Annotated in this window: 13 protein-coding genes; 4 read left to right on the top strand and 9 right to left on the bottom strand. The window is 67.6% G+C overall.

Annotated elements, in window-relative coordinates; genetic code table 11:
• Positions 1-62 precede the first annotated feature (62 nt).
• The 3 genes from DTS01S_RS05390 to DTS01S_RS05380 all read right to left on the bottom strand — a co-directional run bounded on the left by DTS01S_RS05390 (position 63) and on the right by DTS01S_RS05380 (position 4,107).
• Positions 63-422, bottom strand: coding sequence for a hypothetical protein (locus DTS01S_RS05390; RefSeq protein ID WP_016447736.1), 360 nt, complete (start codon positions 420-422; stop codon positions 63-65).
• A 30-nt stretch (positions 423-452) separates the two neighbouring features.
• Positions 453-3,065 (bottom strand): ATP-dependent chaperone ClpB, encoded by a 2,613-nt coding sequence (gene clpB / locus DTS01S_RS05385; RefSeq protein WP_017404083.1) that lies wholly within the window; start codon positions 3,063-3,065, stop codon positions 453-455.
• A 133-nt stretch (positions 3,066-3,198) separates the two neighbouring features.
• A complete protein-coding gene (locus tag DTS01S_RS05380; RefSeq protein WP_017404082.1) occupies positions 3,199-4,107 on the bottom strand; it encodes an AraC family transcriptional regulator in 909 nt (302 codons plus the stop codon).
• 104 nt (positions 4,108-4,211) lie between these two features.
• Here DTS01S_RS05380 and DTS01S_RS05375 point away from each other — a divergent pair, with 104 nt between their 5' ends.
• Complete coding sequence (locus DTS01S_RS05375) at positions 4,212-5,105, top strand: DMT family transporter (protein ID WP_026062041.1); 894 nt, start codon at positions 4,212-4,214, stop codon at positions 5,103-5,105.
• 9 nt (positions 5,106-5,114) lie between these two features.
• Here the strand turns inward: DTS01S_RS05375 and moaE are convergent, their stop codons facing one another.
• Positions 5,115-5,576: a molybdopterin synthase catalytic subunit MoaE gene (gene moaE / locus DTS01S_RS05370; protein ID WP_017404080.1), complete on the bottom strand. Its 462-nt coding sequence runs from the start codon at positions 5,574-5,576 to the stop codon at positions 5,115-5,117.
• 99 nt (positions 5,577-5,675) lie between these two features.
• Between moaE and DTS01S_RS05365 the strand changes: the two genes are divergently transcribed.
• From DTS01S_RS05365 to dapA, 3 genes are all read left to right on the top strand, one after another.
• A complete protein-coding gene (locus tag DTS01S_RS05365) occupies positions 5,676-5,930 on the top strand; it encodes a hypothetical protein (RefSeq protein ID WP_016447741.1) in 255 nt (84 codons plus the stop codon).
• Positions 5,931-5,938: 8 nt separating this feature from the next.
• Positions 5,939-6,283 (top strand): hypothetical protein, encoded by a 345-nt coding sequence (locus DTS01S_RS05360; RefSeq protein ID WP_017404079.1) that lies wholly within the window; start codon positions 5,939-5,941, stop codon positions 6,281-6,283.
• Between the two features lie 284 nt (positions 6,284-6,567).
• Positions 6,568-7,503 carry a 4-hydroxy-tetrahydrodipicolinate synthase gene (gene dapA / locus DTS01S_RS05355; RefSeq protein ID WP_017404078.1) on the top strand — a complete coding sequence of 312 codons (936 nt, stop codon included), beginning with the start codon at positions 6,568-6,570 and terminating at the stop codon, positions 7,501-7,503.
• Here the strand turns inward: dapA and DTS01S_RS05350 are convergent.
• Genes DTS01S_RS05350 through thrC form a run of 5 tightly spaced genes read right to left on the bottom strand, consistent with a single transcriptional unit; the run spans position 7,449 to position 11,360 of the window.
• A complete protein-coding gene (locus DTS01S_RS05350; RefSeq protein ID WP_017404077.1) occupies positions 7,449-7,802 on the bottom strand; it encodes a recombinase family protein in 354 nt (117 codons plus the stop codon). The genes dapA and DTS01S_RS05350 overlap by 55 nt on opposite strands.
• A 5-nt stretch (positions 7,803-7,807) precedes the next feature.
• Entirely contained in the window at positions 7,808-8,083 is a 276-nt protein-coding gene (gene moaD / locus DTS01S_RS05345; protein ID WP_013801032.1) for a molybdopterin converting factor subunit 1, read from the bottom strand.
• Positions 8,080-9,315, bottom strand: coding sequence for a molybdopterin molybdotransferase MoeA (locus tag DTS01S_RS05340; protein ID WP_017404076.1), 1,236 nt, complete (start codon positions 9,313-9,315; stop codon positions 8,080-8,082). Before DTS01S_RS05340 ends, moaD begins: the two co-directional genes overlap by 4 nt.
• A 10-nt stretch (positions 9,316-9,325) precedes the next feature.
• Positions 9,326-9,886, bottom strand: coding sequence for a molybdopterin-guanine dinucleotide biosynthesis protein B (gene mobB, locus DTS01S_RS05335; RefSeq protein WP_017404075.1), 561 nt, complete (start codon positions 9,884-9,886; stop codon positions 9,326-9,328).
• Positions 9,887-9,932: 46 nt separating this feature from the next.
• A complete protein-coding gene (gene thrC / locus DTS01S_RS05330) occupies positions 9,933-11,360 on the bottom strand; it encodes a threonine synthase (RefSeq protein ID WP_016451195.1) in 1,428 nt (475 codons plus the stop codon).
• Positions 11,361-11,447 lie beyond the last annotated feature (87 nt).

Genomic DNA, 11,447 nt, shown 5'->3' with positions numbered 1-11,447 from the left:
GCCGATATGCGCGGCCTGGGCGCGAAGATGCGCAGGCCGCGTAAAGGCTGCAGCAAGACGCTTCAGGGCTCGCGCACTTCACGGGGCTGAACGTCGGTCACCTCGCCCGCTCCCGGCAGCACGCCTGCGCCTGCACCTGCGCGACGGCCACCGCCTTCAGCCGCGCCGTAGGCGCGCTGCGGGCGCTGGGCCATCCACTCGGAGCCGGAGCGGTAGACGGTCTGCCAGCCAGCCCGCGGGCTCATGCGCATGGCCCAGGGCATGACCGGCTGGCCGGTGAGCCTGGCCCACAGCGCCCGCACGGCCCAGACCAGGGCCAGCAGCGCCGCTGCGGTGAGCAGGCTGACAAAGAAGACCAGGCCCACAAGCATCAGCAGGATGCGAACGGCCCAGCGGGTCAGGGTGGCGACGAAATCGTTCAAAGCAAAGCCTTTCTTGGCTGGCCCGGTGCGTCAGGCGGAGTCTGCCGCATCGAACCGGAATACGCCCGGTTCCTGTACCGGGTCCACATGCACCGCAATCGTGCTCTTGGGCGGGAAGCGCCCTTCAAGCAGCAGTTTCGACAACGGATTCTCGATCCGCTGCTGTATCGCGCGCTTGAGCGGCCGGGCCCCGAAAACGGGATCGAAGCCCACCTTGGCCAGTTCGGCCAGTGCCTGGTCGGACACCTGCAGCGCAAGGTCCATTTTCTCCAAACGCCGCTCCAGCAGCTTGAGCTGAATCCTTGCGATCGACTCGATATTCTTCGCGTCGAGCGCGTGGAACACCACGGTCTCGTCGATGCGGTTGAGGAATTCGGGTCGGAAATGGTTCTTGAGTTCCCCCCAGACCGCGTCTTTCACATCATCGTAATCCTCGCCGACCATGGCCTGGATCAGCAAAGAGCCTATGTTGCTCGTCATCACGATGACCGTATTCTTGAAGTCCACGGTGCGGCCCTGGCCGTCGGTCAGCCGGCCGTCGTCCAGTACCTGCAGCAGCACGTTGAAGACGTCGGGATGGGCCTTCTCCACCTCGTCGAGCAGCAGCACGCTGTAGGGCTTGCGGCGAACGGCCTCGGTCAGGTAGCCGCCTTCCTCGTAGCCCACATAGCCGGGCGGCGCGCCGATCAGGCGGGCCACGGAATGCTTTTCCATGAACTCGCTCATGTCGATGCGCACCAGATGGTCTTCGCTGTCGAACAGGAAGCCGGCCAGCGCCTTGCACAGTTCCGTCTTGCCAACGCCCGTGGGGCCCAGGAACAGGAAGGAACCGGTGGGCCGGTTGGGATCGGACAGGCCCGAGCGCGAACGGCGGATGGCGTTGGCCACGGCCGAGATGGCCTCGTCCTGGCCGACGACGCGGTCATGCAGCCGGTCTTCCATGCGCAGCAGCTTGTCCTTCTCGCCCTGCATCATCTTGGCCACGGGAATGCCCGTGGCACGGCTGACCACCTCGGCAATCTCCTCGGCGCCCACATGGGTGCGCAGCAATCTGTGGGCGGGCGCACCGCCCTGCCCTTGCTCGCTGGCCTGGGCTTCATTGAGCTGCTTTTCCAGCGAGGGCAGCTTGCCGTACTGCAGCTCGGCCACCTTGTTGAAGTCGCCCTTGCGCTTGAGCTCGTCGATCTGGATACGGATCTGGTCGATCTCCTTGCGGATCTGCTCGGAGCCCTGGGCGCTGGCCTTCTCGCTCTTCCACACGTCTTCGAGGTCGGCGTACTCGCGCTCCAGGCTGCCGAGTTCCTCCTCGATCAGTTGCAGGCGCTTTTGCGAGGCCTCGTCCTTTTCCTTCTTCATGGCCTCGCGCTCGATCTTGAGCTGGATCATGCGGCGCTCGAGCTTGTCCATGACCTCGGGCTTGGAGTCGATCTCGATCTTGATCTTGGCCGCAGCCTCGTCGATCAGGTCGATGGCCTTGTCGGGCAGGAAGCGGTCGGTGATGTAGCGGTGGCTCAGCTCGGCCGCGGCCACAATGGCCGGGTCGGTGATGTCCACGCCGTGGTGGGCCTCGTAGCGCACCTGCAGGCCGCGCAGGATGGCGATGGTGTCCTCGACCGAGGGCTCCTCGACCAGCACCTTCTGGAAGCGCCGCTCCAGCGCCGCATCCTTTTCGATGTACTTGCGGTATTCATCGAGCGTGGTCGCGCCGATGCAGTGCAGCTCGCCGCGCGCCAGCGCAGGCTTGAGCATGTTGCCCGCGTCCATGGCGCCATCGGCCTTGCCGGCGCCGACCATGGTGTGGATCTCGTCGATGAACAGGATGATGCGCCCCTCTTCCTGGGCCACTTCCTTGAGCACGGACTTCAGGCGTTCCTCGAAGTCGCCGCGGTACTTGGCGCCGGCCAGCAGGCCCGCCATGTCCAGCGACAGCACGCGCTTGTTCTTGAGGCTTTCGGGCACCTCGCCGGCCACGATGCGCTGGGCCAGGCCCTCGACGATGGCGGTCTTGCCCACGCCGGGCTCGCCGATGAGCACGGGGTTGTTCTTGCTGCGGCGCTGCAGCACCTGGATGGAGCGGCGGATTTCGTCGTCGCGGCCGATCACCGGATCGAGCTTGCCGATGCGCGCGCGCTCGGTCAGGTCCATGGTGTATTTCTTGAGGGCCTCGCGCTGGCCTTCGCCTTCGGCGCTGTCCATGGTCTGGCCGCCGCGCACGGCGTTGATAGCGGACTCCAGCGTGGAGCGCGTCACGCCGCTTTCCTTGAGCAATTGGCCCGCACGCGTGGAGGCGCCGCTGCTATCGGTCAGCGCCAGCAGGAACAGCTCGCTGGCAATGAACTGGTCGCCCCGCTTGAGGGCTTCCTTCTCGGTCACCTGCAGCAGGCGGCCCAGCTCGGAGCCGACCTGCACCTGGTCCTGGTGCTGCACGCGCGGCAGGTCTGCCAGGGCCTTCTCGGCCGCGGCCTGCAGCTGGCCCACGTTGGCGCCGGCGCGCTGCAAGAGCGAGCGCGGACCGTCGTCCTGGCGCAGCAGCGCCACGAGCAGGTGCAGGGGTTCGATATTGGATTGGTCACCGCCCAGGGCCAGCGTTTGCGCGTCGGCCAGGGCTTCCTGGAACTTGGTTGTCAGTTTGTCGATTCGCATGGTGTTTCTTTTCGCTCCTGAAACAGGGTCATTGCGATTTATCTGATACCGGCAGGGCAAATTTCAAGCCATGCCCGGCCCGCAAGGACAGACGCTTGCGCCAGATCAAGGCCGGCGAGGCCGGCCATCCTTCTCAAGCATTGCGCTGAAAGATCGAGAACTGCGTAGGCGTAACGCCCAAATGCGCCCGGAAGCTGCGCACCAGGTGGCTGGCGCTGGAAAAGCCGCAATCCAGCGCCAGCTCGGCCAGCGGCGGCACGTTGCGCGCAGACAGGGCGCGCCGTGCCCGGGCCAGGCGCTGCTGCAGCACCCATTCGTGCACCGTGCAGCCCATGCTCTGGCGGAACATGCGTGCGAAATGGAATTCCGAAAGGCAGGCCTGTCTCGCCAGTGCCGGCAGCGACACGGCCTTGGAGTCATGCAGATGCGCCTCGATATGGGCAAGCACCCTGCGCCGCACGGCCGCAGAGAGCCCGCCCAGCGGCCGCTGCAGCGCCTGCACCTGGCGCGGCGTGGCGGACTGCAGCACCAGCCGGTCCACCAGTTGCTGGCCAATGGCATCGGCCGCCAGTTGCTGCTGCGGGTCCTGCCAGTCCAGTTGCATCAGCGCACGGGCACCGGCGTGGAAGGCCTGATCGTCCCCGTAGATCTGCGCACGCAAGGTGCGCGAGCGGGGCTCGGCATCCAGCATGCGGACCACGCGCCCCGCCCAAGCCAGGTCGGACACATACAGGTGCAGGAACTGCACGGGCGATCGCACCAGCCAGTGCGATTCGTCCTCTGGCGTGAAGATGCAGATGCGCCCCGGCGCCCCCATGGCCTCGGGCCGCGCCTTGAGTTGCGAGCCCTCGCCGCCGGCCAGGTAGACCGACAAGGTGTGGTGGCCTGGCTGGCAGTAGCGCACCTCGTCGTCCACATTGGCCCAGACGGCCAGCTCCACCCCCTCGCTCAGGCGCACGCGCCGCTGCAGCCGGGCCTTGGAGCGTGACAGCACCTGGCACAGGTGGCTGGATGGCAGCTCGGGCAGCGGCGTGGGCGTCATGGCAGCGATTGTGGTCCCGCGGCCATACCGACGCATGGCGCCAGGCCATCAAACCGCAGGAATCTGCCATGCCCGCCCAGCCTGCGGCGCCATCATCACCGGCCATGACTGCCACCCTCTATGCCCTGGTCGTGCTGATCTGGGGTTCGACCTGGATCGCCCTGAAACTGCAGCTGGGCGCCGTGCCCGTGGAGCTGTCCATTGCCTACCGCTTTGCGCTGGCCGCCGTGCTGATGTTCGCCTGGCTGGCCTGGTCGCGCCAGCTGCGCGTCCCACGCGGCCCGGCGCTGCCGCGCGTGCTGGCCCAGGGCCTGTGCCTGTTCAGCTTCAACTTCGTGTGCTTCATGCATGCCAGCGAGACGCTGGCCAGCGGCCTGGCCGCCGTGGTGTTCTCCAGCGCCAATCTCTGGAACGCGCTGCTGGCGCGCATCATCCACGGCCGCAGGCTGGCGCCCCATGTGCTGGCCGGCAGCCTCTTCGGCCTTGCAGGCCTGGTGGCGCTGTTCTGGCCCGAGCTGCGCGCAGGCCGGCATGCCAGCCTGCCCGGCCTGGCCTGGGCGGTGCTGGGCACGCTGTGCTTTTCCTGCGGGAACATGCTGTCGGCCTCGCTGCAGTCCATGGGCTGGCGGCCCGCACAGACCAATGCCTGGGGCATGCTGGCCGGCACGCTGCTGCTGACAGGCTATGCGCTGGTGGCAGGCCTGCCCTGGCGCTTCGATGCCAGCTGGACCTATGTGGGCTCCTGGCTGTACCTGGCCATTCCGGGCTCGGTGATCGCGTTCACGGCCTACCTGACCCTGGTCGGACGCCTGGGCCCCGAGAAGGCGGCGTATGCGACGGTGCTGTTCCCCATCGTTGCGCTCAGTATCTCGGCACTTTTCGAAGGCTATGTGTGGACGCCGCTGGCCGTGGGTGGCCTGCTGCTGGTGATGTTCGGCAACCTGCTGGTGTTCCGGCCGCCGCAATGGTTGCGGGGTGCCGCACTGCGCAGGGCCTGAAGCGTCAGCTCACTGGCGCCAGCGCGCCAGCGCCTCTTCGTCGCTGACGCGCGCGTCCACCCAGCGCGCGCCCTCGGGCGTCTGTTCCTTCTTCCAGAAAGGCGCCAGCGACTTGAGGTAGTCCATGATGTATTCGCAGGCTTGGAAGGCCATGCCCCGGTGCGATGCGGTGACGGCCACGAGCACGATCTGGTCCATGGGCTGCAGCGGGCCGATGCGGTGGATGACGCGCGCGCCATGGATGCCGAAGCGCTGCACGGCCTCGTCGATGATGGCCTCGATGGATTTCTCGGTCATGCCCGGATAGTGCTCCAGCTCCATGCTGGCCACGGTGGCGCCCTCGTTGCGGTCGCGCACGGTGCCTATGAAGCTGCAGACCGCCCCCACGCGGGCGTCGCCGGAGCGCAGGGCGGCGAGTTCGGCCGATACGTCGAAATCCTCGGTCTGGATGGATACACGGGCTGCTTGCATGCCCGCATTGTCGCAGGGCGGCGGCGCGCCAGAAGGCGATGAACGCGGTAGCATTGCCCTCCCCCGCCCCCAGCGCTTTTTTGCTGCGGCGGGCCACGCATGGCCACACTCACGATCACCACCCCCGAATACACGCTCTATCCCTCGCCGCGCAACGAGCAGCGCGTGGTCTACGAGCACCAGCTGTTCGTGCCCCATCCCTACACCATCATCCACCTGCCCGACTACGGCTTTCGCGGCAAGGCCACGCTGTTTGCAGCCCACCGGCTGGGCGACGGCAAGATGGGCCAGTTGGTGAGCTGCGAGCTGGCCGAAGACATCGCACGCTTCGAACGCCTGTTCGAACCCGATTGAGGCGCGCCATGGACGACACCAGCCAGATACAGCCGCCGCCGAGCTTTGCCGCCCTGTATGCCGACCGGCACGGCCGGCTCAAGGCATCCATTGCAGACGTGGTCGGGCGCTATGAACTGTGCGAGGACCTGGCCAGCCACCTGGTCGAGCAGGCACAGACGCTTTACCACTCGGGCAATTCTTCGGAGCAAGGCGTGCTGCTGGGCATGCACGCCGGCCTGGCGGCCGAAGGCTCCATCGTCAGCCCCGGCGAGGCACGCTGGATCGTGCAGCGCCTGGCCGAGCTGCTGGAGTGGCAGGCACCGCTGCTGCCCGATGCATCACCCCCTACCGGCGCCGAAGGCGCAGCCTGAAGGCCACCACCCAGGCGCTCAGGCGCGCTACACTGCGCGCCATGCCTGCAATCTTTGCCTTCCCCACATGCCACGGCGATGCCGTGTGCCTGTGCCTGGGCAAAGCCTGCAAACCCCAGCTCGTCTGACCGGAGCTGAGGTTCCGTCCAGATGAGCGACGGAACCGGCCCGGCAGCCTCCATCCCCCCTTCCCGCATCCCTTCAGGCGCCTGCCTTTCCGCCCTCGGTCTGGCCGGTGGCTGCGTCCGGTCGTTCATTGTTTGAATCACCCGAAGGGATCTTCCATGTCTTTGCCTTCCACCACCTCGCCGCAGGCCCGATTCCAGGGGCTGTGGCTTCCGCTGGTCACGCCCTTTCTTCCTGGAGATGAGGCGGCGGTGGACCACGGGGCGCTGCGCGCCCTGGTGCAGCACTACAACGCCACCGGCATCGCCGGCTACGTGGCCTGCGGCTCGACCGCCGAGGCCGCCGCGCTGAGCGAAGCGGAGCACGATGCCGCCCTGTCCACCATCCTCTCAGCGGCCCATGGCATGCCCGTGGTCATGGGAGTTTCGGACTGCCACCTGGGGCATGCGCTGGCCCGCGTTCAGGCACTGAACGCCCTGCCGCTGGCCGGCATTCTGGTGCCTGCGCCGCATTACATACGCCCGTCGCAGGCAGGCCTGCTGCAGTGGTTCACGGCGATTGCCGAGCGCAGCGCCCATCCGGTCATCGTCTACGACATTCCCTACCGCACCGGCGTGGTGCTGGAACTGTCCACGCTGCGTGCGCTGGCCGCCCATGAGCGCATCGTGGCCATCAAGGATTGCGGGGGCGATGCCGCCAAGACCCAGGCACTGATCGCCGATGGGCAACTGCAGGTGCTGGCCGGCGAAGACGCGCAGATCTTTTCCACGCTGGCCCTGGGCGGCGCGGGAGCGATTGCTGCCAGCGCGCACGCGCATACAGGGCACTTCGTCGAGCTGATGCAATGCCTGGAGCGCGGCGACCTGCCCGCTGCCCGTGCGCTGTGGCAGCCGCTGCAGCCGCACATCGCCGCCTGCTTTGCCGAGCCCAACCCCGCCCCCATCAAGGCCTTGCTGGCGCAGCAGGGCCGAATGCGGGCAACGCTGCGGGCGCCCATGCAGCCGGCATCGGCCGCGCTGGCGCAGCGGCTGGCCGGGATTCAGCTGCCGCTGCTGCCGTCCGCAGACAGTGTTGCCGAACGCAGGTCGGCGTAGCGGTTCAGGATGCGCTGCACCTGACCGTGCGTCCACTCGCCACCCCGGGCCGCGGCAATGCCGCGCGCATTGAGTTCGGCGGCCATGGCGCGGTGCGTCAGGCCGCGCGCCTGCAGTTCGGCGAACAGCGCCTCATGCTGCTGGGCGAAGGCATCGGCCGTGGATTTGCGCTTTTCCACGGTGGCGCGCAGGTTGTCTGCGCCTGCGCGGCCCAGTTGCACGCCGCGCGCCTTGGCCTCGGACAGGGCCTTGCGCGTGCGCGCGCTGATGGCCTGGTCCACGGGCTTGTCGGTGGTCATTTGGGTCAACCTCCGGTCACGGGAGGGAAGAAAGCCACCTCGTCCCCCTGGCGAATGGCGGCACCGGCATCGCACAGGACCTGGTTCAGCGCCATGCGCACGGCCTTGCCAGGGGCAAGCGCTTCGGCGGCTGCACCGCCACGCGCAATCAGTTCCTCACGCAGCGCGCCCACGGTGGCGGCCTCGGTGGACAGGGTTTCGCTGCCCGTGCCCAGGGCTTCGCGGATGGAGGCGAAATAGCGCACGGTGATGGTGATGGCGATGGGGACGGCCTGGCTCATGACAGCAGCTCCGAAAAGGCGATGAAGCGCACCCGGTCGCCCGGCGCTATGGCCTGGCCTGGCGGGTTGTCCACCACGCCATCTCCCCAGGCTGCCGAGGTCAGCACGCCCGAACTCTGGTTGCGGAACAGCTCCAGGCCACCGCCCTCGTTGTAGCGCACGCGCAGGAATTCGCGGCGCTTGTCCCCGCGCGGCCAATGGAAGTCGGCGCGCACCTCGACCGAGCGCGGCAGCGCCTGCTGCACGCCCTGCAGGCGCAGCACGAAGGGGCGCACCAGCAAAAGGAAGGTGACGAAGCTGGAGACCGGGTTGCCGGGCAGGCCGATGAAGTGGGCAAAGCCTTCGCCCTCGCGGTTCACGCGGCCATAGGCGAAGGGCTTGCCGGGCTTGACGGCGATCTGCCAGAGGTCGAGCTGGCCCAGCGCCTGCACGGCGGGCTTGACATGGTCTTCCTCGCCGACAGACACCCCGCCGCTGGTCAGGATCAGGTCATGCGCGCGGGCCGCCTCGCGCAAAGCATCCACAGTGGCCTCGCGCCGGTCGGGGACGATGCCGAAGTCGGTGACCTCGCAGCCCATGCGCTGCAGCAGGGCGCGAAGGAAGAATCGGTTGCTGTTGTAGATGCTGCCGGGCGGCATCTGCTCGGGCGCCACGGTGCCCGGCATGACCAGTTCGTCACCTGTGGAGAACAGGGCCACGCGCGGCTTGCATGCCACGCGCAAAGAGGCCAGGCCGATGCTGGCGGCCAGGCCCAGCTCGGCCGGCGACAGGCGCGTGCCGGCCGCGATGACGGTGGCGCCGCGCCGGATGTCCTCGCCCGAGCGGCGTATCCATTGCCCGGCCTCGGGCCGCGCCTTGATGCGCACGCGACCGTCTTCCAGGACTTCGCAGTCTTCCTGCATGACGATGGCATCGGCACCTTCGGGCACCGGAGCCCCCGTGAAGATGCGCGCCACCGTGCCCACGGCCAGCGGCTGGCCCACGGCGCCTGCGGGGATGCGCTGCGAGACGGGCAGCTCGGCATTGCCCTGCGTGCATTCGGCGCTGCGAACGGCGTAGCCGTCCATGGCGCTGTTGTCCTGGGGCGGCACCTGCAGCGGCGAGACGGCGTCGGCCCGCAGCACGCGGCCATCGGCGTCAAAGCAGTCCACGGTGTCATCGCCAGCCAGCGGCAGTGCCTGGGCCAGCAGTTCGGCCAGCGCTTCATCGAGGGGCTTGAGCGGGGCTCGCATGGTTTTTCTCCTAGTCTTGGCCGCTGTCAGGTGCACGGTAGCGCAGGCGCTCCCCCTGATCCAGCAGCCATTGCAGTATCTGCACTGGCGCGTTGAGGTCCAGCACGGGCTGGCGCGGCGGCTCGGGCAGGCGGGCCGGCGCATCGGTTGCCACGGCCAGCACATGGGGATCGTGCGGGAACAAAGGCGCCTGGGTCTTGCCGGCGCTGGTGCGCTCGGGCTGCTCGCGCCAGATTTCTATCTTGGGCAGGTCGGCGTGCTTGAAACCCTCTACCAGCACCCAGTCCACGAGGGGGTCCAGCTCGGCCAGCATGTCGTGCACCGACAGCTCCGTGGGCCGGGGGAATTCGCGCATCAGCGCCAGACGGCGATCGGAAGCCAGCACCACCTCATAGGCACCCGCCTTGCGGTGGCGCCAGCTGTCCTTGCCCTCGTGATCGACATCGAAATGGTGGTGGGCATGCTTGACCACCGAAACGCTGAGCCCCTGCGCACGCATCAGCGTGATCAGGAGCTCCACCAGGCTGGTCTTGCCCGAGCCGGAGTAGCCGGCAAAGCCGATGACCTTCATCGCCATGCACTCCAGCTGCGGACCTGCGGACAGCCCGGCCGTGGCATCAGTCGCAATGCCGGGCGATGTAGGCCTTGACCTGCTCGGCGTCGGCCGGCAAGTCGGTCACGCGCTTGGGCAGGTCCTCGATGCCTTCGAACTTGGCCGGGCGATCGGGCAGGCGGCCCAGGGCCTCCTCGATGGTGGCGGCGAACTTGATGGGCAGTGCCGTCTCCAGCACGATCATGGGCACGCCGGCCTGCAGCTGCTCGCGCGCCACCTTGACGCCGTCGGCCGTGTGCGTGTCGATCATGGTGCCGAAGCGCTCGAAGGTATCCCGGATGGTGGCCAGGCGGTCGGCATGCGTGCTCTTGCCGCTGACGAAGCCGTAGCGGGCAGCAGCTTCCTGGAACAGCGGGTTGCCGCCCAGGTCGAAGCGGCCCTGGCGTGCCACGCCCTCGGCGAACAATTCGCGCGTGGCCTGTCCATCGCGACCCAGCAGGTCGAACACGAAGCGCTCGAAGTTGCTGGCCTTGGAGATGTCCATCGAGGGGCTCGATGTCTCGTAGGTGTGCTCGCTGCCGCGCACCACGTAGGCGCCCGTGCGGAAGAACTCGTCGAGCACGTCGTTCTCGTTGGTCGCCACCACCAGGCGTTCGATCGGCAGGCCCATCTGGCGCGCCACATGGCCGGCGCAGATGTTGCCGAAGTTGCCGCTGGGCACCGTGAAGCTGACCTTCTGGTCATTGCTCTGCGTGGCCTGCAGGTAGCCGGCAAAGTAGTAGACGACCTGGGCCAGCAGGCGGGCCCAGTTGATCGAGTTGACCGTGCCGATCTTGTACTTCGCCTTGAAGGCGTGGTCGTTGGAGACGGCCTTGACGATGTCCTGGCAGTCGTCGAACACGCCTTCGATGGCGATGTTGTGGATGTTGGCATCCTGCAGGCTGAACATCTGGGCCTGCTGGAAGGGGCTCATGCGGCCGCGCGGGCTGGTCATGAACACGCGCACGCCTTTTTTGCCGCGCATGGCGTACTCGGCGGCGCTGCCGGTGTCGCCGCTGGTGGCGCCCAGGATGTTCAGCTCCTCGCCACGGCGGCCCAGTTCGTACTCGAACAGGTTGCCCAGCAGCTGCATGGCCATGTCCTTGAAGGCCAGCGTGGGGCCGTTGGACAGGGCTTCGAGCCACAGGCCGTCTTCCAGCGGGCGCAGCGGCGTGATCTCGGCCGTGCCGAACACCTGCTGCGTATAGGTCTTGGCGCACAGGGCGCGCAGATCCTCGGCCGGGATGTCGTCGATGTACAGGCTCAGGATCTCGAAGGCCAGCGCCGCGTAGCCCTGCTCCTTGTAGATGCTGCGCAGCTCGCCCAGGCGGGCGGCATCGATCTGCGGATAGTGCTCGGGCAGGTACAGCCCGCCATCGGGCGCCAGGCCCTCGAGCAGGATGTCGCAAAAGCGCTTGCGGTCCGCGTGGCCGCGCGTGGAAAGATAAAGCATGTCGCTTCCTCGTCAGTATTCTGTGAGACGGGGCGCGGCCGATGCCAGGGATGCCGAGCAAGGGCCGCCCCGCAGCGAGGGCGTCGT

The organism is Delftia tsuruhatensis NBRC 16741 (assembly GCF_001571325.1).
In the GTDB taxonomy this organism is placed as follows: Bacteria; Pseudomonadota; Gammaproteobacteria; order Burkholderiales; family Burkholderiaceae_C; genus Comamonas; species Comamonas tsuruhatensis.
Note: the sequence above shows the minus strand (reverse complement) of the source record. Positions and strands in the feature narration are given on the sequence as shown.